Source organism: Dyella sp. AD56, assembly GCF_002878475.1.
GTDB lineage: Bacteria > Pseudomonadota > Gammaproteobacteria > Xanthomonadales > Rhodanobacteraceae > Dyella.
This window is the reverse complement of sequence record NZ_NRDP01000030.1, coordinates 178,639-203,883: the sequence shown is the minus strand read 5'-3', so window position 1 is coordinate 203,883 and position 25,245 is coordinate 178,639. Positions and strand designations below refer to the sequence as shown.

General features: G+C 63.7%; 23 protein-coding genes. 12 read left to right on the top strand and 11 right to left on the bottom strand.

Going from position 1 to position 25,245, the window contains the following annotated elements; all coding sequences use genetic code 11:
• Nucleotides 1-926: 926 nt before the first annotated feature.
• From DyAD56_RS19620 to DyAD56_RS19600, 5 genes are all read right to left on the bottom strand, one after another.
• A complete protein-coding gene (locus DyAD56_RS19620) occupies nucleotides 927-2,396 on the bottom strand; it encodes an efflux transporter outer membrane subunit (protein WP_102304520.1) in 1,470 nt (489 codons plus the stop codon).
• On the bottom strand, nucleotides 2,393-5,581 hold the full coding sequence (locus tag DyAD56_RS19615) for a CusA/CzcA family heavy metal efflux RND transporter (protein WP_102304519.1): 3,189 nt from the start codon (nucleotides 5,579-5,581) through the stop codon (nucleotides 2,393-2,395). The genes DyAD56_RS19620 and DyAD56_RS19615 overlap by 4 nt, the downstream gene beginning before the upstream one ends.
• Before the next feature lie 27 nt (nucleotides 5,582-5,608).
• Nucleotides 5,609-6,787: an efflux RND transporter periplasmic adaptor subunit gene (locus DyAD56_RS19610; protein WP_102304518.1), complete on the bottom strand. Its 1,179-nt coding sequence runs from the start codon at nucleotides 6,785-6,787 to the stop codon at nucleotides 5,609-5,611.
• Between the two features lie 143 nt (nucleotides 6,788-6,930).
• Complete coding sequence (locus DyAD56_RS19605) at nucleotides 6,931-8,310, bottom strand: HAMP domain-containing sensor histidine kinase (protein WP_158241396.1); 1,380 nt, start codon at nucleotides 8,308-8,310, stop codon at nucleotides 6,931-6,933.
• On the bottom strand, nucleotides 8,297-8,998 hold the full coding sequence (locus tag DyAD56_RS19600) for a response regulator transcription factor (protein ID WP_102304516.1): 702 nt from the start codon (nucleotides 8,996-8,998) through the stop codon (nucleotides 8,297-8,299). Before DyAD56_RS19600 ends, DyAD56_RS19605 begins: the two co-directional genes overlap by 14 nt.
• A gap of 79 nt (nucleotides 8,999-9,077) precedes the next feature.
• Here DyAD56_RS19600 and DyAD56_RS19595 point away from each other — a divergent pair, with 79 nt between their 5' ends.
• From DyAD56_RS19595 to DyAD56_RS19575, 5 genes are all read left to right on the top strand, one after another.
• Nucleotides 9,078-9,377, top strand: coding sequence for a hypothetical protein (locus DyAD56_RS19595; protein WP_309445736.1), 300 nt, complete (start codon nucleotides 9,078-9,080; stop codon nucleotides 9,375-9,377).
• A 48-nt stretch (nucleotides 9,378-9,425) separates the two neighbouring features.
• A complete protein-coding gene (locus DyAD56_RS19590) occupies nucleotides 9,426-9,932 on the top strand; it encodes a transcriptional repressor (protein WP_102304514.1) in 507 nt (168 codons plus the stop codon).
• Nucleotides 9,933-10,051: 119 nt separating this feature from the next.
• Nucleotides 10,052-10,477, top strand: a complete 426-nt coding sequence (locus tag DyAD56_RS19585; protein WP_102304513.1) for a MerC domain-containing protein — start codon at nucleotides 10,052-10,054, stop codon at nucleotides 10,475-10,477.
• Nucleotides 10,478-10,537: 60 nt separating this feature from the next.
• Complete coding sequence (locus DyAD56_RS19580) at nucleotides 10,538-11,524, top strand: cation diffusion facilitator family transporter (protein ID WP_102304512.1); 987 nt, start codon at nucleotides 10,538-10,540, stop codon at nucleotides 11,522-11,524.
• 107 nt (nucleotides 11,525-11,631) lie between these two features.
• Nucleotides 11,632-11,793 (top strand): 30S ribosomal protein THX, encoded by a 162-nt coding sequence (locus tag DyAD56_RS19575; RefSeq protein ID WP_019465635.1) that lies wholly within the window; start codon nucleotides 11,632-11,634, stop codon nucleotides 11,791-11,793.
• A 65-nt stretch (nucleotides 11,794-11,858) separates the two neighbouring features.
• Here the strand turns inward: DyAD56_RS19575 and hutI are convergent, their stop codons facing one another.
• From hutI to DyAD56_RS19560, 3 genes are read right to left on the bottom strand one after another with little or no spacing between them, the layout of a single operon-like run.
• Nucleotides 11,859-13,094 carry an imidazolonepropionase gene (gene hutI / locus DyAD56_RS19570; protein ID WP_102304511.1) on the bottom strand — a complete coding sequence of 412 codons (1,236 nt, stop codon included), beginning with the start codon at nucleotides 13,092-13,094 and terminating at the stop codon, nucleotides 11,859-11,861.
• Entirely contained in the window at nucleotides 13,091-14,596 is a 1,506-nt protein-coding gene (locus DyAD56_RS19565; protein WP_102304510.1) for a chloride channel protein, read from the bottom strand. The genes hutI and DyAD56_RS19565 overlap by 4 nt, the downstream gene beginning before the upstream one ends.
• Complete coding sequence (locus tag DyAD56_RS19560; protein WP_102304509.1) at nucleotides 14,593-16,167, bottom strand: carbon-nitrogen hydrolase family protein; 1,575 nt, start codon at nucleotides 16,165-16,167, stop codon at nucleotides 14,593-14,595. The genes DyAD56_RS19565 and DyAD56_RS19560 overlap by 4 nt, the downstream gene beginning before the upstream one ends.
• 75 nt (nucleotides 16,168-16,242) lie before the next feature.
• Between DyAD56_RS19560 and DyAD56_RS19555 the strand changes: the two genes are divergently transcribed.
• The 3 genes from DyAD56_RS19555 (at nucleotide 16,243) to DyAD56_RS23975 (ending at nucleotide 18,303) form a co-directional block, all read left to right on the top strand.
• Nucleotides 16,243-17,610: a formimidoylglutamate deiminase gene (locus DyAD56_RS19555; RefSeq protein WP_102304508.1), complete on the top strand. Its 1,368-nt coding sequence runs from the start codon at nucleotides 16,243-16,245 to the stop codon at nucleotides 17,608-17,610.
• Between the two features lie 42 nt (nucleotides 17,611-17,652).
• Nucleotides 17,653-17,925, top strand: a complete 273-nt coding sequence (locus tag DyAD56_RS19550; protein ID WP_102304507.1) for a hypothetical protein — start codon at nucleotides 17,653-17,655, stop codon at nucleotides 17,923-17,925.
• Between the two features lie 210 nt (nucleotides 17,926-18,135).
• The gene (locus DyAD56_RS23975) at nucleotides 18,136-18,303 is read left to right on the top strand and encodes a hypothetical protein (protein ID WP_158241395.1); all 168 of its coding nucleotides are present in this window, start codon (nucleotides 18,136-18,138) and stop codon (nucleotides 18,301-18,303) included.
• A 7-nt stretch (nucleotides 18,304-18,310) separates the two neighbouring features.
• Here DyAD56_RS23975 and DyAD56_RS19545 read toward each other — a convergent pair whose 3' ends face one another.
• Together DyAD56_RS19545 and DyAD56_RS19540 are read right to left on the bottom strand one after the other, a co-directional pair.
• Complete coding sequence (locus tag DyAD56_RS19545; RefSeq protein WP_102304506.1) at nucleotides 18,311-18,724, bottom strand: PaaI family thioesterase; 414 nt, start codon at nucleotides 18,722-18,724, stop codon at nucleotides 18,311-18,313.
• 25 nt (nucleotides 18,725-18,749) lie between these two features.
• Complete coding sequence (locus DyAD56_RS19540) at nucleotides 18,750-19,667, bottom strand: LysR family transcriptional regulator (RefSeq protein WP_102304505.1); 918 nt, start codon at nucleotides 19,665-19,667, stop codon at nucleotides 18,750-18,752.
• 109 nt (nucleotides 19,668-19,776) lie between these two features.
• On the opposite strand from DyAD56_RS19540, the gene DyAD56_RS19535 reads away from it, so the two are divergent.
• Nucleotides 19,777-20,892 (top strand): aldo/keto reductase, encoded by a 1,116-nt coding sequence (locus tag DyAD56_RS19535; protein WP_102304504.1) that lies wholly within the window; start codon nucleotides 19,777-19,779, stop codon nucleotides 20,890-20,892.
• 179 nt (nucleotides 20,893-21,071) lie between these two features.
• Here the strand turns inward: DyAD56_RS19535 and DyAD56_RS19530 are convergent, their stop codons facing one another.
• Complete coding sequence (locus tag DyAD56_RS19530) at nucleotides 21,072-21,566, bottom strand: Spy/CpxP family protein refolding chaperone (protein ID WP_102304503.1); 495 nt, start codon at nucleotides 21,564-21,566, stop codon at nucleotides 21,072-21,074.
• Between the two features lie 433 nt (nucleotides 21,567-21,999).
• Between DyAD56_RS19530 and DyAD56_RS19525 the strand changes: the two genes are divergently transcribed.
• From DyAD56_RS19525 to DyAD56_RS19515, 3 genes are all read left to right on the top strand, one after another.
• Complete coding sequence (locus DyAD56_RS19525) at nucleotides 22,000-22,686, top strand: response regulator transcription factor (protein WP_102304502.1); 687 nt, start codon at nucleotides 22,000-22,002, stop codon at nucleotides 22,684-22,686.
• On the top strand, nucleotides 22,683-24,053 hold the full coding sequence (locus DyAD56_RS19520; protein ID WP_102304501.1) for a HAMP domain-containing sensor histidine kinase: 1,371 nt from the start codon (nucleotides 22,683-22,685) through the stop codon (nucleotides 24,051-24,053). The genes DyAD56_RS19525 and DyAD56_RS19520 overlap by 4 nt, the downstream gene beginning before the upstream one ends.
• Before the next feature lie 95 nt (nucleotides 24,054-24,148).
• On the top strand, nucleotides 24,149-25,135 hold the full coding sequence (locus DyAD56_RS19515; RefSeq protein ID WP_102304500.1) for a multidrug resistance efflux transporter family protein: 987 nt from the start codon (nucleotides 24,149-24,151) through the stop codon (nucleotides 25,133-25,135).
• Nucleotides 25,136-25,245 lie beyond the last annotated feature (110 nt).

The window sequence follows — 25,245 nt, the reverse complement described above, 5'->3', positions numbered from 1 at the left end:
AGAAAAGTAACCCAAAGAAAGGGCACCCCCACTTGGCGCTGGCCGGTGAAGCCGGCCAGTTCGTGAGGGGCGGCCGGGCTTTTCGACAGGGCATCCTGCCCTGGCGAAAAGGGATCGGCATCCATGCCGATCCCCCTGCGGGCCTGATCGTCCACCCCTCACCGCCGCACAGGGGGCCCGACGATCAAAAGCGCCGAGCCGAAGGCTCGTGCAGCGGAGCTGCACATCGCATCGCGGCAGGTCGCGTTGCTCCTGCTCCAGGGCACAAAGTCGAGGCAGAAGGGAAAAGCAAAGCCGTTTCGTGGCGAGTTCTCCACAACGGTCGGGAAGCGTAGCGACCTCTTTACCTTGCTCCAGTGGTAGGAAAGCGTAGCGCTCCCTTTACCCAGCCTCGACGATAGGAAAGCGTAGCGTCCACTTTCCCTAGCCTCAGCGATCGGGAAGCGTAGCGAAGCCTGCTTTCAGTCCTCTCCGCATCGGCGCGTTGCGAAACGCTCCGACGTATCCGCTGTGTAGCGGCAAAGGTGGCCAAGCAACAAACCGCCTCACCTGTTCGGGCTTATCCCCATGGAATGCTGCGGGCGTTGGCTTGTCAGGCCATTTCTTTGGGTTACTTTTCTTTGGGCCAACAAAGAAAAGTGACTCGAGCGTCCCACGGGACTAGCTTCGCGTCGTCGGCAGACGATCGAAACGCCTGCTGCGTAAGCGGCCAGGTCGCGGTAACGCACGAGGCGACAGCCGACCACCGACGAACCTGGATCCCTGCCTTCGCAGGGATGACGGTTTCATCGAAACAGTGTGGCGAGCACCCACCCCTCACCCCAACCCTCTCCCCGAAGGGGCGAGGGAGCAGTACTGAGGCGTTCCGCACGTGCATTCAAGCCGATGAAAAATCAGGAGCGGCGCCCCGCCGAAGCGCAAAACGCTCAGTTCGACACCACCGAACCCTGCCACCCACCCCCCAACGCCTGAATCAACGCCGCCGTATCACTGAGTCGCGCCGCCTGCGCCTGCACCCGTGAAATGCGCGCCTGCTGAAACGCCTGCTGCGCATTAATCAACGTCAGCACATTCACGTAGCCAAGCTGCTGCTGTTTCTGCGTAAGCGTCAGCGTGCGCGAAGCGGCCTTCTCGGCATCGTCGGCAGCGGCGAGAGCACGTGCGTCGCTGTCAATGGCATACAACGTATCGGCAACGTTCTGGAACGCGCCGAGCACAACGCCGCGATACTGCGCGGCGGACTGTTGAAGGGCAGCTTCCGCGGAGCGCTGCTTGTGCTTGAGCGCGCCGAAGTCGAATACGGTCTGGCTGACGCTGCCGGCCAGCGTCCAGAACACGTTGTTGTCGGTGAACATGTGGGTGAACGAGGTGGAGCTGCCGCCGTAGGCACCCGACAGTGTGAACTGCGGCAGGCGGTTGGCCAGGGCTACGCCAACCTGGGCGCTGGCGTCGTGCACGCTTTCCTCGGCGGCGCGCACGTCGGGGCGCTGTGTGATGAGTTGCGAGGGCACAGCCTGCGGTAGTGATACCGGCAAGGTGAGGTGTTCGAGGTCGAACTCGGGTGCGCCGGCCTGGTCGGGCGTGTCGCCGCACAACACGGCAAGCAGGTCCCTGTTCTGTTCCAACTGTTTTTCGAGTGGCGGCAGCGATTGGCGAGCCTGCGCAAGCGCGCTTTCCTGAGCAGCCACGTCGAGCCCGGAGGCATAACCTAACTTCGCCTGGTCATGCAGGATCGTCAGCGCTTTCGTCTGCGCGTCGATGACGGCCTGTGTGGCTTCGATCTGCGAACGCAGCGAGGCTTCCTGGATGGCCGCATTCACCACGTTGGCAGCCAGGGTCAGGCGCGCTGCTTCCAGTTGGTAGCGCTGGTTGTCGGCCTGCGCCTGCAGCGATTCCACGGTACGTCGGTTGAGTCCGAATACGTCAGGCGCATAGCTGATGTTGAGCTGGGCGGTGTGTAGCGTGTAGTAGGTCGCGTTCGACGTGAGCGTCGGCGCGAGTGTGCCCACGGCATCGCGCTGACGGGATGGCGAGTAATTGAGCTGGGCGGAGGGAAAGAACGTGGCGCGCTGTGCCGCTACGTTCTCCTGCGCCTGCTTCAGCGCGGCGGTGGCGGCGTCGAGATCAGGGTTGTGCGCAAGCGCGCGTTGGACGCGGCGATTGAGTGCATCCGACCCGAAGACCTCCCACCAGGTTTTCGCAATGGCCTCGTTGGAGGACCACTGCTGGGATGCACCGCTTGCGCTGCCCGCCGTAGATGCGAGCGGTTGGCGTGTGATCTGCGTTGGCGTCGGCGTAGTGGGCCGCTGGTAGTCGGGACCGACGGCGCAGCCGGCACAAGCGGTCAATGCAGCAGCGAGCACATACCAGCGCGATGTGTTTCCGGCGCGGATCATGGCGTGCCTCCTGCGTGTCGACGCTTCCGTCGTTTATGCGACCACTCCACCACCAGTACCTGCAGCGCGGGCGCCACGACCAGCAGCATGACGGGACCGATCAGCATGCCGCCGACCACCACGGTAGCGAGCGGGCGCTGCACCTGGCTACCAATGCCAGTGGATAGCGCCGCCGGCAGCAGGCCGATACAGGCTGACAAGGCGGTCATCAGCATCGGCCGCATGCGTTGCTCCGCAGCCTGCGCCATTGCTTCCACCGGAGACAAACCGGTGAATAGCAGGTGATTGAAGTAGGTGATGACGAGAATGCCGTTCATCACTGACACGCCGAACAGCGACACGAAGCCGATGGCGGCGGAGATGCTGAAATCCAATCCCGAGAAGTACAGCGAGATGATGCCGCCGGCGATGGAGAATGGAATGGCCGCCAGTGTGAGCAGGCTGTCGCGGAACGAGTTGAACAGGGCAAAGAGCAGGGCGAGGATCAAGCCCATGGCAATCGGCAACACCACGGCCAGGCGTTGCTTGGCCTGCTGCAGATCATTGAACTCGCCCGCCCACACCAAATGGTAGCCCGGTGGCAGCGGCACGTGTTCGGCGATGCGCTGTTGGGCATCCGCCACCGTGCCGCCCAGGTCGCGACCACGGACGCTGAACTTCACCGGCACGAAACGCTCGTTGCGTTCGTGATAGATGTACGAGGCGCCGGTATCGAGGCTGATCTTGGCGACGTCGCGCAGTGGTACGTAGCCGGTGCCACCGTTGGGCAGGTTGTAGCCCACCTGGATGTTGCCGATGTCCTCGATGCTGCGCCGGTACTTTGGGGCAAGGCGTACGACCAGGTCGAACTGGCGATCACCTTCCAGCACGGTACTGGCCGACGTGCCTCCGGCCGCCGCTTGCACGACGGCGTTGATATCGCCCGTGTTGAGCCCGTAGCGCGCAGCTTTGGCCCGGTCGATGGTGATGTTGAGATTGGGCTGGCCCAATACGTGGAAAACGCCAAGGTCTTGTATGCCGCGCACCTGCTGCATCTGGTGCATGACTTGGTCGGCAAGGCGTTCCAGTTCGGGCAATTCGGGCCCGACGATCTTTACCGAGTTGGCGCCCTTCACGCCGGACAGTCCTTCCTCGATGTTGTCCTGGATGTACTGCGAGAAGTTGAACTCGACGCCGGGCAGCGCGTTCTCGAATTCGTGTTGCAGGTCGGCCACCAGCTTTTCCTTGGTGTGGCCGCTGGGCCAATCGTCCTGCGCCTTGAGTGGGACGAACAGCTCCACGTTGTAGAAGCCGGAGGCATCACTGCCGTCGTCGGGGCGGCCATGCTGCGACACCACCGTTACCACTTCGGGATGGGTGAGCAGGATGCGGCGCAGCTCGTTCACCTTGTCCTGGCCGGCCTCCAGCGAAATGGTGGGCGGCATGGAGGCGCGTATCCACAGGTTGCCTTCCTCCAATGCCGGCAGGAACTCGGTGCCCACGCGCGTCAACAGCAGGGCGGCGAGCAGCAGAAAACCCACGCCCAGGCCCACGGTGGTGCGGCGACGTTCCAGTGCCCAGCGCAGCACCGGTGTATAGACGCGGCGGATGGCCCGCACGAACAACGTCTCGGTTTCCTTCACGTGCTTGGGCAGCAGCAGTGAGGCCAGCACGGGCGAGATAGTGAAGGTTGCGATGAGTGCGCCGGTCAAAGCATAGGCATAGGTGCGCGCCATTGGGTTGAAGATCTGGCCTTCCACACCCTGCATAGTGAACAAAGGAATAAAGGCCGCGACCGTGATGGCGGAGGAGAACAGCACCGCGCGATCCACCTGCATGGCACTGATGAAAAGCAAGCGCAGGCGATCGGTCCAACCGTGGGTGGCGCCGCCGCGCATATAGGTGCCCAGGTCGCTCTGCGCGGCTTCGTGCAATATCTCGTGTTGTTCTTCGCGGCTCTTCTGGAAGTTGCGGAAGATGTTTTCGATCAGGATCACCGCCGAGTCGACGATGATGCCAAAGTCCACCGCGCCCAGTGACAACAGGTTGGCCGAGTCGCCCATCAGCACAAGGATGATGATGCTGAAGAACAGCGCCACTGGAATATTGGCGCTGACGATGATGGCGCTGCGCAGGTCGCCCAGGAAGATCCACTGGATCAGGAACACCAGCAGGCAGCCGAAGATCAGGTTGTGCAGTACGGTGTGCGTGGTCACCGAGACCAGCGTGGAGCGATCGTAGAAGGGCACCAGCTTTACGCCTGCCGGCAGCGTGCCGTCGCTGTTGAGCTTTGCGACCTCTTCCTTGACGCGTGCCACCACTTCATTGGTCTGCAGCGTACGGTTCATCACCACGATGCCAGTAACTACGTCGTCCTGCTTGTCGCGCCCGGCACGACCCAAGCGCGGCACGGAGCCCACCTCAACCTTGGCCAGGTCTTTTACCAACACCGGCGTGCCGTTGGACTGGTTGAGCACGATGTTGCCGATGTCGTCGACGTCCTTGACCAAGCCGACGCCGCGGATGTTCACCGACTGTTGGCCGATGTTGATCGTACGTCCGCCGACGTTGCTGTTGGCGTTGCCGATGGCGGTGATGAGCTGGGGCAGGGTGATGCCGTAGCCCTGCAGCTTGTGCAGGTCGGCCTCAACGTCGTACTCCTTGGTGGTGCCGCCCCAGGTCACCACTTGCGCGATGCCGGGCACTGACAACAGGCGGCGCGTGACCACCCAGTCCTGCAGGGTGCGCAACTCGGTAAGGCTCGTCGATGGCGGGCCAACCAACTGATAGCGGAAGACCTCACCGACCAGGCTGGATGCCTGGATTTGTGGTTGCACGTTGTTGGGCAGGGTTACGTTCTGCTGCAAGGACAGCGCAGCCTGCGTGTAGTCGAAATAGTAGTCAGTGCCGTATTTGAAGGTGACGCGCACAAACGACAGACCGTAGAACGAGGTGGAGCGGATGCTTTCCACGCCCGGTGTGGTCGCCAGCCCCACTTCCATCGGACGCGTATAGGTGCGCTCCATTTCCTCGGCGGAAAGCCCAGGTGCCTGCGCAGTGATTTCCAGGATCACCGGCGCGGGGTTGGGATAAGCCTCGATATTGAGCTTGGCGTATGCCACCAGCCCGGCGATAGTGAACGCCGCCAGCGCCATCAGCACGATGGCGCGGCGGGTCAGCGCGAAAGCGACAAGACCACGAAACACATTCGGTCCTTATGAGATTTGCGGTGCTTACTGCGATTGCAGTGCCAGCGCGTTACTGAGGAACAGCGCGCCTTCGGTTGCGATGCGTTGGCCAGCGGGCAGGCCGGATAGCACGGGGTAGTAGCCGTCCTGTGGTGGCCCCAACTGCACGGGGCAACGGGTGAAGCGCAACCCGTCGGACGTGGTGAACACCACCATGGCGCCGGTGCCTTCGCGCACCACCGCATCGGCGGGCACGGCTTCGTGACGCGCGGGAGGCGCGGTGAAGATGCGGTAGTTCGCCAGCATTTGCGGACGCAGGCCCTGAGGCGGCGTGTGCAGTATCGAGCGCAATGTCACTCGATGCGTGGCGGCATCAGAACTGTTGCCCACATAGTCCACGGTAGCCTTGATGGCCTGTTGCGACAGCGCGGGCAAGGTCGCACTCAACACATCACCCACATGTACCTGGGTGGCGTCGTCCTCGCTCACATTGGCGACCAGCCACAGGCTGTCGTCGTCGGAGATGGTGAAGGGTGCGGGGCTGTTGCCCGGCTGCACCAGATCGCCAGCAGCGATCGTGCGTGCGCTGACGTGGCCGTCGATCGGACTGTCGATGCGTAGCTCGCCGTCCACGCGTCGCGTGGCGGCAATGCGGTCGATATCCGCGTCGCTCTTGCCAAAGATGTGCAGTGCGCGTCGTGCCGCCTGGTAATTACCCTCGGCGGTCTGCTGGTCCGATACCGCCTGTTCGACATCGCGCGGTGCATTGGCTTGCGCCTGCGCCATGCCCTTGGCGCGCTCAAGCGCCGCGGTGGTTTGCACACGCGAAGCGGCGGCGCCAACCAACGTGGCTTCGGCCTGCGCCAGATCCGGGCTGTCCACGGAGAACAGCGACTGGCCCCGCTTTACCGCATCGCCAGCCTTGGCGAACACCTCGCGCACGCGTCCCGCGTAGGGCGAGTTGACCTGCGCCAGACGGTCCTGGTTGAAGTCGACGTAACCCACAGCGTCGACACCCGGCGTGAAGTCGCGCATGACGATCTGCGCAACACGCACCTGATGAGCCTGCTGCTCGTTGATGGTGACGTTCTGGGGATCTTTCGGCGCCGTGGCAGCCGGTGCGCTGGTGTCCGCCGAGCTGGAGGGGGAACGCAGGAACACGGCCAGCAGAATGGCCGCCAGGAGGCAGCCACCGGCGATCAGTCGTCCTTGATGCTTCTTCATGAAACCTACGGCTTGTCGCACGGGAACAGAGGGAGCCGCGGTGGGATACCGCGCGGTGACATTCCATGGTCCCGAGGCTTAAGAGCTGGCCGGCGGGCAGGGAAAGCCCCGCCACCCTAAGGCAGGCAGGTGCCCAGCAACAGTTACGGTTTGGAAAGGTTGGCGGCGGGCAGTTCGATGCCCACCCGCAGGCCTGGCGAGGTGTTTTCCAAGGTCAGTCGGCCTCGATGCAGTGCGACCACCGCCGCCACGATGCTCAGGCCCAGCCCGTTGCCACGCTGGTGACGGCTGCTGTCCACCCGGAAGAAGCGTTCAGTGGCGCGGGACAGCGCCGGTTCCGGTATGCCGGGGCCGTCGTCTTGCACGCTAATGCAGACCCACTCGCCGGTGGATACGGCCTTCATGGTGACGCGGGCACCTTCGCCCGCGTACTTGAAGGCGTTGTCCAGCAGGTTGGCCAGCACGCCAGCCAGCAGATGGCGGTCGGCCATCACACAGGGATTGCCTTCCACGATGGATTGCAGAGTGATCGAACGCAGTTCGGCGGCCGGCTGGTACAGCTCGACGATATCGTCCAACAGGCCAGCCAGCGGCAGCGCTTCGAAGCTGCCGCGTCGCACGCCCGATTCGGCCTCGGCGATCTGCAGCATCTTGTCCAGCACCGTGATCAGGCTGTCCACCTCGTCGATGGCGTACTGCGCGTCGTGGGGCAGGCGGGTTTCCCGTTGCGGCGAGCGCAGCGCCTGCTCCAGCGCGGCGCGTATCCGCCCGAGTGGCGTACGCAGGTCGTGCGCGATGGCGTTGGAAACCTGGCGCGTGTTGTCCATCAAGCGCTCGATTTCGTCGAGCATATCGTTGATGTCACGGGCCACGATGGCGAATTCGTCGCGCGAGCGCCCGACGACGACGCGACGGTCCAGGCGGCCGGCGGCGATTTCAGTGGTGGTGCGGTGGATGGCCTTGAGCTGCCGCTGCAACTGCGAGCGGAACAGCATGGCGCCGCCACCGGCGAGCAACAGCGCCAACAGGCCGCCGATGCCGAAGGCCACCATGATGCGGTGCTCCAGCGTGCGCACGTCCTGCATGTCGCGGCCTACCAGCAGGGTGCTGCCGTCGGCAAAGCGGTGGGTCAGCAGGCGGCTGGGCGAATGGTGGTCCAGTCGATCCACTTCAAGCTGGTGCATGCCGTCGGTGACGACCGCAGCGTTGGGCCACGCCGTAAGGTTGCCGATGATCGTCTTTCCGTGCGCGTCCAGCAGCAGGTAGATCTCGGTGTCGGTGTCCTGGTTGTCGGTGAGCAGGTCGTGGATATCGCTGGCCATGGCATCCATGCCGCGCTGCTGCTCTTCCTGTACCAGGTGACGGGTGCGGCTACGCAATTGTTCGTCGATATTGCTGCGTAACAGCCCTGCAGTGCCAACATAGAAAACGGCAGCAATGAGCACGACCGAAACCAACAACAGCACGCCATAGCCCGCCGCCATACGAAACACCACGGAATGGCGGAAGTCACTCAGCGACATGCAGGTCATCGCCGTCGGTGCCGATAGTGAAGCCGACGCCGCGCACGGTGCGGATCAGCGGCGGCGCTCCGTCTTCGTCGATCTTGTTGCGCAGGCGACTCATCTGCACGTCGATCACGTTGGTTTCCGGATCGAAGTGGAAGCCCCACACCGCGGCGAGCAGCATCTTGCGTGTCACCACCTCGCCTTGGTGGCGCACCAGGTATTCGAGTAACTGGTATTCACGCGGCTGCAGCAGCACGGGGCGGCCGTTGCGAAACACACGTCGTGTGCGCGGCTCCAGGGTGAGGTCACCCACGCTGAACACATCGGGTTCCGGCCGTTGCCCTGCACGGCGCGCGAGGGCTTCCACGCGGGCCAGCATTTCGTCCAGGGCGAATGGCTTGGTCAGGTAGTCGTCGCCACCGCTGCGCAGGCCACGCACGCGCTCGTCCAGGCTGCTGAGCGCGCTGAGCACCAGCACGGGCGTGTGGTCGTCGCGCAGGCGCATGGTGCTGAGGATGTCCAGGCCGTCCACGCCGCCGGGCAGCATGCGGTCCAGCAGCACTAGATCCCATCGTTCGTTGCTGACGCGGTCCAGCCCGGCGGCGCCGTCGTGGCAGGCCTCCACCTGGTGTCCAGCCCCGGCCAGGCCCTCGCGGATCAGGTCCGACGTGGGGATGTCGTCTTCAATGAGCAGACAGCGCATGGTTCAGTGTGCTCTGGTGCGTGTTGGGAGGGGCATGCAGGCGTGCCGCCGACGCTTCATCATCTGCCTATCGTAATCAGTGGACGAACCTGCCGTGGAGCAATGGCTGGATAAGGCAACGCAGGGAGTGGATCCGGACAGCCCCGATGCCTTCCTGCATATCTTCCTGAATCTCATGGGCATGGTGCCGTGGGTGGCGCTGCTGTGGTGGAACGTGGTCTTCATTGCCGTGGGTGCGCTGCTCGGCTGGTGGAAGGGGCGCACGGTGGAGGGCATTGTCTGGGCCGCCGTGCTCGGGCCTATCGGCTGGATTGTCGTGTTGGTGAGGCCGCGCCCCAAGGCGCCGGCCGTGCCGCCACCGCTTCCAGGACGGCGCTGAGCAGGCGCTTGCGATCATGCGTCGCAAGCCTCACACCGGTGGCGGTGTATGATGTACGACGAGGTGAATCCATTGAGTCATGCCGCTGACAAGCCGCACACGCACCACCATCATCATGACGACGCGGAGAGCTTCGTTCGTGCGGTGGAGCATGCCAGCGAGGAACGTGGGCTGCGGCTGACGCCGCTGCGCAAGGAAGTGCTGGAGCTGGTGGCTGCCGCCGGCAAGCCGGTGAAAGCGTATGACCTGTTGGACCAGCTGCGCGAACGCCATGGCAATGCGGCTCCGCCGACGGTGTATCGCGCACTCGATTTCCTGCTCGAGCACGGCTTCATCCACAAGCTCGAATCCATCAACGCCTTCGTGTCCTGCCACCATCCGGCAGAGGCGCATCAGGTGCCGTTTCTCATCTGCGATAACTGTTCCAGCGCCCAGGAAGTGTGTGACGAGCGCGTGGCGGAACTGATCGAGGCGCAAGCCAAGGCCTTCGGCTTCCGGCCGCAGGCGCAGACGCTGGAAGTGCACGGCCTTTGCAAAAACTGCCGCAAGAGCTGACCGGGATGCCCGCCTGAACGGTCCCGTTCTCCGGGCTTGCGTTCGCGACGTTATAATGTAACATGCGTCGAACGGGTCACTCCAAGGCCCGGTATGTGCTCCGCTCCGGCCCCGATCCGATGGAAGCTCCCCGACTGAACAAGAAGCGCTGGTGGTCCCTTGCGGACCGGATTGGCGCGACGGCGTCATTCCTATGCGCCATCCACTGCGCGGCGCTGCCGTTCGTGCTCGTGTTGCTGCCCGTACTCGGGCTCGGCTTTCTGGCCGATCACGCGTTCGAGCGCGGTTTTGTGATGTTTGCCAGCGCGCTCGCGCTGTTCAGCCTGATCAGCGGCTATCGCCACCATCACCGTCCGTTGGCGCTATTGCTGGCGCTGCCGGGGCTGGTCCTGTTGATCGTCGGCGTGACGTTTGCCGAGAAATATTCGATCGGCTTGCACAGCGCGATGGTCACCTGCGGTGGTCTGTTGGTGGCTGCGGGGCACTTCGTCAACCTGCGCACGCATCGCGCCATGCACGTGCATGGTCCGCAATGCGCTCACTGACAGTCGCGACGAATGGCGTCGTGATTGTGTAACGGGGCCCCGGGTTTCTAGCATTTACGCATGAGCTCCACGCACGCGCACACCCACAATCATCACGATCATGACCATGCCAACGGTCATGCGCACGATCACGCCCACGGTCATGACCATGCGCATGGTGGCGTCACCGGTAGGGAAAAGAAGCTGATTTTTGCCTTTGTGCTCACCACCCTGATGATGGTGGTGGAGATGGTGGGCGGCTTCTGGTCCGGCTCGTTGGCGCTGGTGGCCGATGCCGGCCACATGCTGATCGACGCACTGGCGCTGCTGCTCGCTGTGGTCGGCGCGTGGTTCGCCCGCCGACCGGCGGATGCACGACGCAGCTACGGTTACGGACGGCTGGAGGTGCTGGCGGGTTTCGTCAACGCGCTCACGCAGTTCGTACTGGTCGCTTTCATCGCGTACGAGGCGATCACCCGCCTGTTCGAGCCCACGCACATCCTCTCGGGCATGATGCTGGTGGTTGCGTTGATCGGCCTGGTGGTGAACGTACTGGTGCTGAGCACGCTGCACGGACACGCGCACGACGACGTAAACCTCGCCGGTGCGACGTTGCACGTGCTGGGCGATCTGCTCGGTTCCGTGGCCGCCGTGGTGGCGGCGCTGCTCGTACGCTGGATGGGCTGGAACTGGGCCGACCCGGTGCTTTCGGTGCTGGTGTCGCTGCTGATCCTCAACAGTGCATGGCGCCTGCTGCGCCGGTCCTCGCACATCCTGCTGGAGGGCGTGCCGGAAGGCGTGAACACTGGCGACGTCGAAGAGGCGCTGCGCGGCGCGGACGAATCCATTCGCGACGTGCATCATCTGCACGTGTGGCAGCTTGCTTCGGGTTCGCGCATGGCGACGCTGCATGCTGAACTGCACGATGGCGCCAGCAGCGCGCCGGCCATCCAGGCGATCAACCAGGTGTTGGCGGAACGCTTTGGCGTCCAGCATGTCACCGTGCAGATCGATGCCGAAAGCTGTCCTGATGGCACACGTGGTTGCGCCGGCCCAGCCTGTCGTTAAGGGACGCTGATCCGCCAGGTGGGCTCAAAGGCCTCAACTATTGCGCTTTGGGCGGTCGCTGATACGATGGTCGGCCGTATTCAACCCAACGAATCAAGGAGTTCCCCATGGGCAAGGGCGATCGCAGGACCCGTCGTGGCAAGACCTATCGTGGCAGCTACGGCAACAGCCGCGCTCATTCGGTGCAGCCGGCCGTGGCCGGTGGCAAGGCGACTGTGACCAAGTCGGCAGCCGCCAAGAAGGCAGCGCCGAAGAAGAAGTCGGCCTAAGCCGTTACGCTTCGCAAAAAGCCCCCGCCAGTGCGGGGGCTTTTTTATGGGCGTGGCGGGCGCGTTCAGGTGCTGGGAGGCAGGGCCGCGCCGCCGACGAACAGCTTACGCAGGGCATGGTTGCCGCCGATCCAGTAGCACAGCTCTGCCGGCTGCCTCACGTTCCAGATGGCGAGATCAGCCCGCTTTCCCGTTTCCAGCGTGCCACGGTCACTGAGACCCAGCGCCTTGGCCGCATGGACCGTCACACCGCGCAGCGCCTCTTCGGGTGTGAGACGGAACAGCGTGCACGCCATGCCTGCAGCCAGTCGCAGCGAGAGCAGGGGGGATGTACCGGGATTGCAGTCCGTCGCAACGGCCATAGCGACGTCGTGATGGCGGAGACTGGTGATGGGCGGCAGCTTGGTCTCGCGTAACGCATAGAACGCGCCGGGCAGTAGCACCGCCACCGTGCCCGCCTGCGCCATGGCGCGGATGCCGCTGTCGCTGAGGTATTCCAGATGGTCGGCAGACAATCCCTGATAACGGGCGACCAGAGCCGCACCGTCGAGGTCCGACAACTGCTCGGCGTGCAACTTCACGGGTAGGCCAAGCTGCGTCGCGCGGTCGAATACGCGGCGTGTTTCCTCCGGCGTGAAGCCGATGGTCTCGCAGAAGGCATCGACCGCATCGACCAGGCCTTCGCCGGCAAGCGTCGGCAACACCTCGTCGCACATCAGCGCAACGTAGCCGTCGCGGTTGTCACGGTATTCCGGTGGCAGCGCATGCAGACCAAGGAAGGTTGTGCGCACCGTGATGCCCAGCGCCTTGCCCAGGCGCCGTGCCACGCGAAGCATGCGGCGCTCGGTGTCCAGGTTGAGTCCGTAACCTGATTTGATCTCCAGCGCGGTGACGCCGTCGCTCATCAGCGCATGCGCACGCGGCAGCGCCTGGGCGAACAGTTCGTCTTCGCTTGCTTCGCGCGTGGCCTTGACGGTCGAGACGATACCGCCGCCGGCACGTGCGATCTCTTCATAGGTGGCACCGTTGAGGCGCATGTCGAACTCATGCGCGCGGTTCCCACCAAATACGAGATGCGTGTGGCAGTCGATCAGTCCTGGCGTGACCACGGCGCCGCCGAGATCATCCACGTGCGTAGCCTGCGTCGTGGCATCCGCGGGAAGCGCATCCTGTGGGCCGACCCAGGCGATGTGCCCTTCATGCAGCGCAATGGCGCCGCGTTCGATCAGACCATAAGGCGCGTCGCCCGCGAAGGTGGCAAGCGTGGCATTGGTCAGCAGGTGATCCCAGCGTGGCGTCATGAGCTTCGATGGTCGGTGGATGGAGTGGGCGTGTGCGGTGGCTCGTCTGACGGCGGGATGGGCGTGGCCGGATCTTCCACCATCGACAGTTCGGTCCACGCGTTGTGCGTATCGTCGCTATCGTCCGCCGATGCCTCCGCATTGCGGCGCGCCAGTTCTCGCTCATAGCCTTCGATCAACTTATCGGCCAGCGCGCGATACACCGGCTTGCGCGACAACAGCGATGAAGCGGCACGCGCCAGCAGGCAGGTCGCCATGATCGGCAGCACCATTTGCTGATTCGCGGTGAGTTCCATGGAAATCACCGTGGCCGTAAGCGGCGCCTGCGTGACGCCGGAAAGGTAGGCCGCCATGGCCAGCAGCACCACCGCTGAAGGGTCTACACCCGGCAGGATGGCGCACAGGTTGTTGCCCAGCCCCGCGCCCACGGCGAGTGCCGGTGAGAAGATGCCGCCCGGGATACCCGCCCAGTACGACGCGATATTGCCCATGAACTTCAGCACGCCGAAGCTCTGCACCGTATCCGTATGGCCTTCCAGAATGTCCCTGGCCTGGGCGTAACCGGTGCCATAGAGGCCGGTGTGCGTAAGCTGGCTCAGCAGCACCAGCGCAAGGCCGCAGGCAGCGGCGAACACCACGGGCTGGCGCGCGCGCAGGCGACCGACGAAACCACGGAAGCCGGTGTCGTGGGGCACGATAAGGCGGGCAAAGAAACCGCCGGCAAGGCCGCACACGATGCCCGTGGCCAGCACCGCCCACCAAGCCTTGCCCAACGGCAGGCCAATATCGAAATGCCCGAAGTAGGCGTAATTGCCGAGCACGCCCAGCGACACCAGGCCGGCCACGAACACGGCGGTGAGAAGGATGCCGCTCATGCGGTGTTCGAACGAGCCGCTCATTTCCTCGATGGCGAAAACGATGCCCGCCAGCGGCGTGTTGAAGGCAGCAGCGAGGCCGGCAGCCGCACCGGCAAGGATGAAGCGCCCCGCTGCAGCGGGCTCCGCAAAGCCGAAGCGTCGTCCCAACGAGTAGAGCAGACCGGCGCCGACGTGCACCGTCGGGCCCTCGCGCCCTACCGATGCGCCGCCGAGCAAGGCGGCAAGCGTCAACGCCATCTTGCCGATGGCCACGCGCAGCGAGAGCAGACTGCGCCGAAAGCCTTCGTCTTCGATCTTCAGTGCGGCGATGGCCTGTGGAATACCGGAGCCCCGGGTGGGCTTGAGCGCACCCTCGGTAAGCCACGCCAGCAGCGCAAACATGGCCGGCGTGATCAGGAACGCCCAGTACCGGTTATGCGTGACCACGCTGTGGAAAATGTTGAAAGCCCAATCCGCCGCTCGGGCAAAGCCGATCGCCGCCAGACCCACCAGCACGGCACCGCCCCAGAACAGGATGCGTCGGCGCCACTGCACCGGCGAGAACAGATCCGAATTGGCCAGCTGCTGGAGGCGCCCCTTGGCGGTCGATGCCGGGCGCTCCTGTTCGTCGTCCGGGTGGCTCACGATTTCGTCTCGGATTTGCGGGTCCAGCGCGTTTCGTAAAGGTCGAAGCGGCGGTCTTTGAGGTTTTGGACGGCGCCGGCATTACGAGCACGGGCCAAGCTTTCCAGATGCAGGTCGGCGAACAGTACGGTTTCAATGTTCGGCGTGGAGTCCGCTGCAATGCCGTCGCGCGCGAACGGGAAGTCGCTCGGTGTGAGGATGCAGCTCTGGCCGTACTGGATGTCGAAGTTGTTCACGCCCGGCAGATTGCCCACGTTGCCCGAGAGCACGACGTAGCACTGATTCTCGATGGCGCGTGCTTGTGAGCAGTAGCGCACGCGCAGGTAGCCTTCGCGAACATCCGTGCAGAACGGCACGAACAGGATCAGCGCACCCTGGTCGGTGAGATGGCGTGCGACCTCGGGAAACTCCGAGTCGTAGCAGATCATCACGCCGATGGGGCCGCAGTCCGTCTGGATGGTGGCGGCGGTGTCGCCGCCAGTAATGTTCCATACCGTACGCTCGCTCGGCGTGGGGTGGATCTTTTCCTGCTCATGGATCGAGCCGTCGCGCAGGCACACGTAGCAGACGTTATGGATGTCGCCGTTGGCTTGTTCGGTCGGGTGCGAGCCGGCAATGATGTTGATGTTGTAGTGCACGGCCAGGCGGCTGAAAAGCTCTTTCACCTGCGGCGTGTACTGGCTGAGCATGCGGATCGACTCGACCGGCGAGAGTTCCTCGTTCTCGATCGACAGCAACTGCAACGTAATCAGCTCGGGGAAGGTGACGAAATCCGCGTTGTAGTCCGCCGCGATGTCAGTGAAATATTCCACCTGCGTGGCGAATTCCTCGAACGAACGGATGCGGCGTTGCTGGTATTGCACCGACGCCACACGCACCATGTCAGGCAGGCGTTGCGTGGACGGAATGGACGGAATATCCGGTTGGTCCAGCAATTGTGGGTTGCGCCACACCAGGTGCGCCGCGTAACCCAACGACTCGTAATCGGAAGGCACGTAACCACGCAACAGGCCAATCACCTCGAACTCGTTGCTGAGTTGGAAACTCAGTGTGAGATCGCGGCGCTTGCCTTCGGTGACCGCCTGCACGTAAGCCTCTGCGCTGCCATAGCGATGCAGGTTGCGGGCAAGGCCGGGAATACGGCCGCCAAACACGATGCCGCGCAGTTTCAGGTCCGTACACAGGCGTTTGCGCGCCTGGTACAAGCGCTGGCCGATGCGCATGTTGCGGTAGTCCGGGTGCACCACCACTTCCATGCCGTACAGCCAGTTGCCGTCGCGACGATGGCGCGATGCCATGCCGCCGCCAGTGATCTGCATCCAGGTGTGCGGCGCCAGCGCCGTGGCCTCGTCGATACGGAAGGTCGCGCAATAACCGACGACTTTCCCTTCGTACTCGACGACGAACTGACCCTCGGGAAAGTGCGTCTGCTGTGAGCGCAACATTTCCGCCGCATGCCCCCATTCAGGGGTATAGACGCGGGCGGTCAGGTCAACCAGTGCGGGCACATCGGCGGGTTTCGCCTGCCGCACCAGCAGCTTCGGAGTGTGTTCCTGGTTTTTCTTGGCCATCGCCACATTATGCCGCACCGATGTGAACGTGACGGCGTCGGTTACACTCGATGTCTGTTTCCCAGGAGTCCGGTCATGGCAGGCACTATTGCGACCCGTTACACCGCCGATCGTGTCTGGACGCCGCAAGGCTGGACGCCGGACGCGCTGCTGGAAGTGGATGACGGCGGCATGCTTGCCGGCGTTGGGGCAGGCGAGGGCGAGCGGCTGGGGCGCTGGGTACTGCCTGGCATGCCGAACCTGCATTCGCATGCATTCCAGCGTGCAATGGCGGGCCTGGCCGAACGCAAGGGCAAGAGCGATGACAGCTTCTGGACCTGGCGCGAAACGATGTATGCCTTCGCCGCGACTGTCGGGCCAGATGAACTGCAAGCCATCGCCGCCCAGCTCTACGTGGAAATGCTCAAGGCCGGCTACACGCAGGTGTGCGAGTTCCACTACCTGCACCACCAGCCCGATGGCACGCCGTATGCGCAGCCAGAGGCCATGTCACTAGCGTTGATCGAGGCCGCGCGCGAGGCGGGCATCGCGCTTACCTTGCTGCCGGTGCTGTATATGAGTGGTGGCTTCGATGGCCGCCCGCTGGCGCCGCGCCAGCGCCGCTTCGGCCACGATGTACCGTCCTACTTGCGACTGCTAGAAGCCCTGCGTGCGCACGAAAGCGATCGGCTGCGCGTAGGCATCGCACTGCATTCCCTGCGCGCCGTGCCGGAAGAGGCGTTGCGCCAGGTGCTTGCCAGCGATGCCGCCACGGCTTGCCCCATTCACATCCACATCGCCGAGCAGATTGGTGAGGTGCAAGATTGCCTCGCCACACGCGGTGCGCGACCGGTCGAATGGCTGTTCGACCATGCGGAGGTCGATGCGCGTTGGACGCTGGTGCATGCCACGCATCTGAGCGACAAGGAGATGGTGCAGATCGCGCGCAGCGGCGCGGTGGCGGGCCTGTGTCCCACCACCGAGGCGAATCTTGGCGATGGACTGTTTCCGTTGGCCGACTTTATCGATGCGAATGGCACGCTGGGCATCGGCTCCGATTCGCACATCTCCGTGTCGCCGGTCGAAGAACTACGCTGGCTGGAATACGGACAGCGCCTGTCCACACGGCATCGCAACATTGCTGCCCGCCATCAGGGAGACAGCGTGGGCGAGACACTGTGGCGCGCCGCGTTGCGTGGTGGTGCGACGGCGTCGGGCCTATCCATTGGCGAGCTGCGCGCATCCGCACGCGCGGACCTGCTCGTGCTCGATGATCGTGCGCCGCTACTCGCCGCGCGCGACGAACGTTCAGTGATCGACAGCTTTCTTTTCGCCGGCAACACGCCGTTGGTGCGTGACGTCATGGTGGGCGGCGAATGGGTGGTGCGTGGCTTCACGCATCGTGACGAAGACCGCATCGCGGCACGCTATCGCACGGTGCTGGAGAAGTTGTCGCCACGCTGATGTGGACCTATTTGGAAGTAGTTCGGCGAGAGGATATGCCTTATGCGAATTGAACTGGCTTTGTTGGAAGCACCTTTGATCGGCGGCCGTTGGGTCACCGTCCTTGTGTTTGACGCCATGGCCACCGATGGCCAGAAGGCGGCATTGTTGGAACAACTGGTGGAAGCGGCGAAGCAACAGATTGGTGTGACTGCGGAGTTGAATGTCCTCGGCTATAAGGAGGGTGACAAGCCCACCTACTACGGTGAAGAGGCGCTGGTCGCCTATCTGCAGAAGCACGGTGTGCCGCGCTGGACGCACCATATCGAGGTGTAGCGCACGCCCACTCGCGTGCGCTGAATGTCAGCGCGGCTACAGGTTAAAGACGTCTTGCAGAGGGATCGCGCTGACGATCGTGCAAGCTTCATGTCAGCATGAATGGATGCTGCGATTTGCATGAATCGCAGCCATCGCTTTCGGGTGTTTCCGTCATCGCCGTTTTGAGACCGGCGTTTTTCGGATCAAACCCACCCGAAGGAGAACGCCATGCGTCGACTCATGCTGATCGGACTCGGCCTTGCCGTTATGTCTGGCGTGACCCTGTCACTCACCGGTTGCATCGTGGTCGCACCACGCCCCTACGGCGCGCGCGTCTGGGTGCCTGCCTACTACGCACCGAGCGGCATTTACGTTTCCGGTCACTGGCGCTCGTGATGGGACGTCATGACGTCGCGGCGACGACCGTGCCTTGCGCGATGGCACACAAGGTTTCCGTGCCGTCGTCACCAACCGCGACAACGTCGCATAGGCAGACGGCCTGACGTTTGCCCTTGCCCTTGGCATGGGCCCGCGCAATCAGGTGTGTACCCACCGCGGGCCTCAGGTAGTTGATCTTGTATTCCGACGTCAGCGCATCACCGGCCAGCGCGAGCCCTCCCGCAAAGGTAATGGCGTTGTCCGCTAGATAGCTGATGACGCCGCCGTGCACGAAACCGTGCTGCTGTTTCAGGTGATCGACGATGCGCAGGGTTATCTCCGCATGGCCCGGACCACAGCTCGCCAGTTCCGCACCGATGTAGCGTGTGAACGGTTGGGCTTCGAATACCTGATGGGCGAAAGCCTGAAGATCGTCCATGGTGTGTTCCTTGGGTCTCGTCGAGCTATCGACTGGCAGCAATGTGCTGCCGAAGATGCTCGATAAAGGCGCGCAGTTTCGGCGGTACCTGCAAGCGACTCGGATAATAGAGATAGAACCCATCGAAGGGCGGTAGCCACTCGTCCAGCACGGATTCCAGTTGTCCCGTGGCCAGCGCGGCGCGCACCGAGGGCTCCACCATGTGCGTCAACGCCAGGCCGTCGACGGCCGCTCGTATCGCCATGCTCGGGTCGTTGGTGGTGATGGGGCCATCGACATCCAGCTCGAACCATTGCCCTTTGGATGCACCCGATGGGTGCGCGAACTCCCAGCGATAGATCGCGTTGCTGCTGAAGCGGAAACGCACGCAGTCGTGCGCGGCCAGATCCCGTGGATGCATGGGGCGACCGTGAGCGGCGAAGTAGGCCGGCGATCCGACCACCACGGCACGCTGCGGCCCGCCCAGCGGGATCGCCACCATGTCCCGCGCCAGCCGCTCGCCCAGGCGGATACCGGCGTCGAAACCCTCGGCGATCAGGTCGGTCAGGCGGTTCTCGACCTGGATGTCCAGCTTTACCTCCGGCCAGGCCCGCATAAAAGGGACGACACAAGGGGCGATAAGGTGGTCGAGCACCATCTGTGGCACAGCGATGCGCAGCGTGCCAGCGGGCCGGTCGCCATGCTGGCGCAGGGCATCGATGGCTTCGTCGATTTCGTTGAGGGCCGGCGAAATACGTTCCAGGAAGGCATGGCCGGCCTCGGTGAGCCCGACGCGGCGCGTGGTCCGGTGCAGCAGGCGCACGCCGACATGGTCCTCCAACTGGCGCAGCGTCTGGCTCAAGGCCGAGGCGGTGACCTCTAGCTCGGCGGCGGCGCGGGTGAAGCTCCCATGGCGGGCGATCAAGCGGAAGGCGCGCAGCGCGGAGGCGTGGTCGAGGGACATTAATTAGCCCTGCTTAATAAAGCATGCACACGATCCCGGTTTTTCTGGGTAATGGCAAGGCGCAGACTTCGTTCATCCGGTCCACCCCATTCATGTACAGGAGTTCGCCATGTCGCTTGATGCCTACTACACCCTCGGTCGTTCTGGCCTGCGCGTCAGCCGCCTTGCCCTGGGAACCATGACCTTCGGAGACAACTGGGGCTGGGGCGCCGCGGAAGATACCGCCCGCGCCATGTTTGACCGCTACGTGGCAGCGGGTGGCAACTTCTTCGACACCGCTGATCTGTACACCGAGGGCGCCAGCGAGGAACTGCTGGGCAAGTTTGTCGCCGATAGCGGCACCCGCGACCGCGTGGTGCTGTCCACCAAGTTCTCGTACAACGCCCAGCCCGGCAACCCGAATGCGGGTGGCAATGGTCGGAAGAACATCCTGCGCGCGGTAGAAGGTTCGCTGCGTCGCCTCCGCACCGACTATATCGACCTGTACATCCTGCACACCTGGGATCGCCTGACGCCAGCGGAAGAGGTGGTACGCACGCTCGACGACTTGGTACGCGCCGGCAAGATCCGCTACGCAGGCCTTTCCGATGTGCCGGCCTGGTACGCCTCGCGGGCGCAGACCTACGCTGAAGCCCACGCGCTGACGCCGCTGGTGAATCTGCAGTTGGAGTACTCGCTGATCGAGCGGCACATCGAGCATGAGTTCGTGCCCATGGCAGGCGAGCTGGGCATGGGCATCACGGCATGGAGCCCGATGGGCATGGGCCTGCTGTCGGGCAAGTACAAGCCGAGCGAAGCGGGTGGCGCGGGTGACGGCCGTCTGTCGAAGATCTCCGGCACGCCGGGCTTCGACCGCTTCACCGAGCGCAATTGGGCCATCGTGGCGGCGCTGGAAGAGGTCGCCGGCAAGATCGGCAAGCCGATGGCGCAAGTGACGCTGAACTGGGTGGCCACGCAGCCGGGCATCGCCTCGGTGATCATCGGTGCGACGAAGCTGGCGCAGCTGGACGACAACCTGTCCGCGCTGTCGTTCGAGATTCCCGCCGAGCTGCGTGCGCGACTTGACGAAGCCAGTGCGCTCGAGCCGGCCTTCCCGTACTGGTTCTTTGGCGACGTGCAGCAGTCACGCATCCACGGTGGTGTGGCGGTGGGCAGCAAGCCAGAAAGTTATGCGCCGCCGATCTACGTGCCGGCGCAACAGCAGGCTGGCTTCAAGAGCGATTGATCGTTCGCTGACTTGGGAAGCGCACCCTGTGCGCTTCTGGCAAGGGCGGGGGCCTGCCACGCACAGGGTGTGCTTCAAACTGAAATTCGGAAAAAGAACGGCGCCAGCATGCAGGCTGGCGCCGATGTTGTTGCGGGTACCGAAGCGATACCGTGGTTCTTATGACGTCGTCCGAAGTGTTACTGGGTCGAGGACGAGCCCGACACCGGGTGCTGGGCCTTGAATTGCTGCCACTGTTCGCGGCGGGCCTGCTGCTGAGCCTTGAGGGTGGCCAGCTGAGCCTGCTGGGCAGAGGTCAGGATGCCGTAGACCTGGGCGCGAATGGCAGCGCGCTGCTGCACGCGAGCCGTGGTGGCGGCGCCTTCGGCCTGGGCAAGGGCGGTAGCCGCAGCCTGGTAACCGGAAGCATTCGGGGCCATCTGCTCGAAGGCTTCACGCTGCTGGTGCAGCGCCTCACGCTGAGCCTTACCCTGCGAGAAAGCGGTCTGCATGATCTGCTTGATGCTGGCCTTCTGGGCGTCGGTCAGGTTGAGCTTGCCGTACTGCTCGAACCCGCCATGGCCATGTCCGTGGAAGCCGCCATGCGAGCCACCGTCCTGTGCGGACGCGATGGCGAACGGAGCGAGGGCAACAGCCGAAGCGAGCACCAGAGCGAGAGAGATGTTCTTACGCATGGGGTTTACCTGTGTCGTTGGGGGTTGGTCTTGCTTGGTGCCTATTTGACGACAGTGTTATGTGTATGTTCTTTGCGGGAAGGTAAAGAACGGTAAAGCCAGTGGAGCCAGGGATGCTCTGATCTATTCAATAGGGGTGGCATGATGCCCAGAAGGCGCGCTGGCAGCGGGACGTGGCGCCGCGCAGGCTGGCCGCCTGGGCAAGCCGCGCCCCGCTGCCAGCGCGCCTTCTGGGCATCACCCGAAGGGCCGACTCTGTTTGCCCGCAGCTCCGCGTCGCGCTGTCTCGACAGGCAGCCAGCCTGCCTTCGCCAGCGCAACACGCATCTGCGGGCAAACAGAATCGGTGACACCCTTATTGAATAGATCAGAGCACCCCCGTCCTTCGCACGGCTTGAATGACGGGCAGATACGTAGGGTCCACCCAGAAGACATGTCCAGAATTCTCATAGTCGACGACGATCGCGCCTTGGCCGGGCTGTTAGCGGAATACCTGCAGCGGGAAGGCTTTGTCGTGGACGTGGCGCATGACAGCGACGCTGGCTTGGCACAGCTTCATAACCCGTCCACTCGGCCGGATCTGTTGATCCTCGACGTGATGATGCCGGGCCGTGACGGCCTGGATACCTTGCGCGAAGTGCGTCTGAAGCACAGGCTGCCGGTGATCATGCTGTCCGCCAAGGGCGAGCCCGTCGACCGTGTGATTGGTCTGGAGCTTGGTGCGGACGATTACCTCACCAAACCCTGCCTGCCACGCGAGCTACTGGCCCGCGTGCGCGCCCAACTGCGCCGTAATGCGCCGGTCAATGCGAGCAGCATGCAAGTGGGTGTGTTGCGGCTGGAGCCGGCCGAGCGCCGGGCGTATGTCGGCGAGCAGGAACTCTCACTCACCGGTGCAGAATTCCAGTTGCTTTTGGCGCTCGCGCAACGCTCGGGTGAATTGGTGGACAAGTCCACGCTCACGCGCATGGCGTTGGGTCGCGAACTGGAGCGCTTCGATCGCAGCATTGACGTGCACGTGAGCCGCCTGCGTCACAAGTTGTCGGAGGCCTCGGCGCAGGCGCCGCGGATCGAATCGGTGCGTGGTGCCGGTTACAGCCTGGTGGCGGGGGCGGCGTGAGTCCATTCAAGAGCACTCTGTACTGGCGCGTGTTGATCAGCTTTTGCGCCGCCAACTTGTTGGCGCTGGGGTTGGGCATCTTCTTCACGCAGAGCTTCATCGAATTCAGCACGGCGGTAGAGATCAACTGGGTTGCCCTCGCCCAAGGCGCCGACCAAGCCTATGAAAGTGGTGGCTCGGCAGCATTGACCGATTGGTCGCGGCAACAGCGGCGCGAAGGCATCATCGACGCCACGCTTTACGAGAATGGACAAGCACTGGCGCCCATACGCCTCTCGCCAGCGGTGCAGGAATCGTTGCAGACCTGGCTGGAAGAGAAACGCGACGTGGTGCTGCAGCCGTGGCCCAACCTTTACTTGGCCGTGCAGCAGGTGCAGGGCAGCGACGGACAGGTCAGGCAACTGGTGGCGTTGAGCCGCACGCACTCGCGTCTCCGCCAGGGCACGCGGCAAACCATCTTCCTTGCTATCCAGGGTGGGTTCTCACTGCTGTTCATTGGCCTCGTCGGTTGGTGGGTTGCGCGGAGCGTGGCTAAGCCGGTGGAAGCGATCAGTCGCGCCACGCGGCGAATGGCTGCGGGCGAGTTGTCCGCGCGGGTCGAAGCGCCGGGACGCCGCGCGCCGGAGGAGCTCAACCAACTCGCCAACGATTTCGACGCCATGGCTGTACGCATCGAGGCGCTCGTCGCCCATGACCGCAGCGTGCTGCAGGATCTCTCCCACGAGTTGCGTTCACCGCTCGCGCGCCTGCATCTGATCCTGGATCTTGCCCAGCGCAGTGCAACGCCCGAAGAGGCGGCACGCTATTTCCTGCAGGCCGAGCAGGAGATCAGCCGGCTCGACAGCATGACCGGCGAAATGCTCGCGTTGTCGCGTCTGGAAGGCGGCATTCCCGGTGTGAACCGCGAGCCGGTGGACGTGGCCTCGCTGTTGCGCGAATGCATGCAGCGCGCAGAGTTGGAAGCACAGGCGCGAGGCATCACGCTTCAGTTGACCGATAGCGGGCCTGCGGTGATTTCCGGCAATGAACTGCTGCTGGAACGGGCGTTCGACAACCTCATCGGCAACGCGATCAAGTTCAGTCCCGAGGAGGGGCGTGTCGAGCTCGCGGTGCAGGCAGCGGCGGCCAAAGTCGATATTTTCATTCGCGATAACGGTCCTGGCGTGCCCGAAGCGGAGATGAGTTCGCTGTTCCGTCCGCTGTTTCGCGGCAGCAATGCTTCGCGCGCGGATGGTCATGGCCTGGGGCTAGCCATCGTGCAGCGCGTGGTAAAGGCGCATGGCGGCGATATCCACGCGGAGAACGGTGAGAGCGGCGGGCTCGTGGTGCGCATCCAGCTTCCCTTGGCGCCGGACGGGGCGGGCTAAGCCAGCGCGGCCAATTCATGGCCGCGTAGGTCACCGGTCTTCGAAAACGCCCTAACGTCTGCGACACTTAACGCTCTTGAACCATGGATCAACGTATGCGCTCCAACGCTGTCGCCGCGGTGGGACTGGCGCTGTGCGCAGCCTTGTTCTTCACCATGACCTACGTGCTCAACCGCAGCCTCGTCGCGGGTGGCGGGCATTGGGCGTGGGCGGTGATTCTGCGCTATCTCATCACCTTGCCGCTGCTCGCCGTCGCGTTGCCGTGGCAGGGTGGCCTTGGTGAGCTTCCCGCGGAACTCCGGCGCTACCCGCGCACCTGGTTGCTGTGGAGTGCTGTGGGTTTCGTGCTATTTGGCTTACCACTCACCTGGGCCGCCAATAGCGGACCTTCATGGCTGGTAGCGGGTAGCTTCCAGACCACCGTACTCGCGGGGCCATTGCTCGCGCCCTTCATCTACCGCGACGCGCGACGCCATCTGGCGTGGCGCAGTGTGGCGATCGGCGTGCTGATCGTGGCCGGCGTGTTCGCTTTGCAGTGGGGTCATGCGCAGGGCCAGCTAAGTGCCGCTGATTGGCTGGCGATAGGCGCGGTGGTGTTTTCCGCTTTCGCCTATCCGCTGGGCAATCGCATGGTGCTGCTGCATCTGGAGCAGAGCGGCACGCGCATCGGTGCTACCCAGCGCGTGTTCGGTATGACGTTATGCAGTTGGCCGCTCTGGCTGGTGCTTGCGGTGGTGACGTGGATAACGGTGGGGCCGCCGGGATGGCGCGAAATTCTGCTTGCCGGTGGAGTGGCGCTGTCTTCGGGCGTCATTGCCACCGTGCTGTTCTTCCGCGCCACCGACATGGTGCGCTCGGAGCCGACGGCGTTGGCGGCAGTGGAGGCGATGCAGGCCGCCGAGCTGCTGTTCGCCACGGTGATCGGCGCGGTCTTCCTTGGCGAAACTTGGCCGCATGGATTCTCCGCATTCGGTGCGGTGATGATCATAGTGGGCATCGCGCTGTTCGGTTGGGTTAGCGGGCGCTCCGCCGCGGGGCATGAGGAAGAAGTACGCACGTTGAGGACGGATCGCGGCGCCTAAGCAGCTGCGGCTTCGCGTAATGCATCAACAAAGTAAGGTGCCGCCCGTCGTCGATGGGCCTTTCGGAACTTGCCCCTTTGTATCGCCTCGGGTTAAACACCCTGTTTCCG

Excerpts from the sequence above, each read along its gene's own strand:
- DyAD56_RS19620 (WP_102304520.1), bottom strand. The coding sequence starts at position 2,396 with ATGATCCGCGCCGGAAACACATCGCGCTGGTATGTGCTCGCTGCTGCA.
- DyAD56_RS19610 (WP_102304518.1), bottom strand. The coding sequence starts at position 6,787 with ATGAAGAAGCATCAAGGACGACTGATCGCCGGTGGCTGCCTCCTGGCG.
- DyAD56_RS19605 (WP_158241396.1), bottom strand. The coding sequence starts at position 8,310 with ATGTCGCTGAGTGACTTCCGCCATTCCGTGGTGTTTCGTATGGCGGCG.
- DyAD56_RS19600 (WP_102304516.1), bottom strand. The coding sequence starts at position 8,998 with ATGCGCTGTCTGCTCATTGAAGACGACATCCCCACGTCGGACCTGATC.
- DyAD56_RS19590 (WP_102304514.1), top strand. The coding sequence starts at position 9,426 with ATGATGTACGACGAGGTGAATCCATTGAGTCATGCCGCTGACAAGCCG.
- DyAD56_RS19585 (WP_102304513.1), top strand. The coding sequence starts at position 10,052 with ATGGAAGCTCCCCGACTGAACAAGAAGCGCTGGTGGTCCCTTGCGGAC.
- DyAD56_RS19580 (WP_102304512.1), top strand. The coding sequence starts at position 10,538 with ATGAGCTCCACGCACGCGCACACCCACAATCATCACGATCATGACCAT.
- DyAD56_RS19575 (WP_019465635.1), top strand. The coding sequence starts at position 11,632 with ATGGGCAAGGGCGATCGCAGGACCCGTCGTGGCAAGACCTATCGTGGC.
- hutI (WP_102304511.1), bottom strand. The coding sequence starts at position 13,094 with ATGACGCCACGCTGGGATCACCTGCTGACCAATGCCACGCTTGCCACC.
- DyAD56_RS19560 (WP_102304509.1), bottom strand. The coding sequence starts at position 16,167 with ATGGCCAAGAAAAACCAGGAACACACTCCGAAGCTGCTGGTGCGGCAG.
- DyAD56_RS19555 (WP_102304508.1), top strand. The coding sequence starts at position 16,243 with ATGGCAGGCACTATTGCGACCCGTTACACCGCCGATCGTGTCTGGACG.
- DyAD56_RS19550 (WP_102304507.1), top strand. The coding sequence starts at position 17,653 with ATGCGAATTGAACTGGCTTTGTTGGAAGCACCTTTGATCGGCGGCCGT.
- DyAD56_RS23975 (WP_158241395.1), top strand. The coding sequence starts at position 18,136 with ATGCGTCGACTCATGCTGATCGGACTCGGCCTTGCCGTTATGTCTGGC.
- DyAD56_RS19545 (WP_102304506.1), bottom strand. The coding sequence starts at position 18,724 with ATGGACGATCTTCAGGCTTTCGCCCATCAGGTATTCGAAGCCCAACCG.
- DyAD56_RS19540 (WP_102304505.1), bottom strand. The coding sequence starts at position 19,667 with ATGTCCCTCGACCACGCCTCCGCGCTGCGCGCCTTCCGCTTGATCGCC.
- DyAD56_RS19535 (WP_102304504.1), top strand. The coding sequence starts at position 19,777 with ATGTCGCTTGATGCCTACTACACCCTCGGTCGTTCTGGCCTGCGCGTC.
- DyAD56_RS19530 (WP_102304503.1), bottom strand. The coding sequence starts at position 21,566 with ATGCGTAAGAACATCTCTCTCGCTCTGGTGCTCGCTTCGGCTGTTGCC.
- DyAD56_RS19525 (WP_102304502.1), top strand. The coding sequence starts at position 22,000 with ATGTCCAGAATTCTCATAGTCGACGACGATCGCGCCTTGGCCGGGCTG.
- DyAD56_RS19515 (WP_102304500.1), top strand. The coding sequence starts at position 24,149 with ATGCGCTCCAACGCTGTCGCCGCGGTGGGACTGGCGCTGTGCGCAGCC.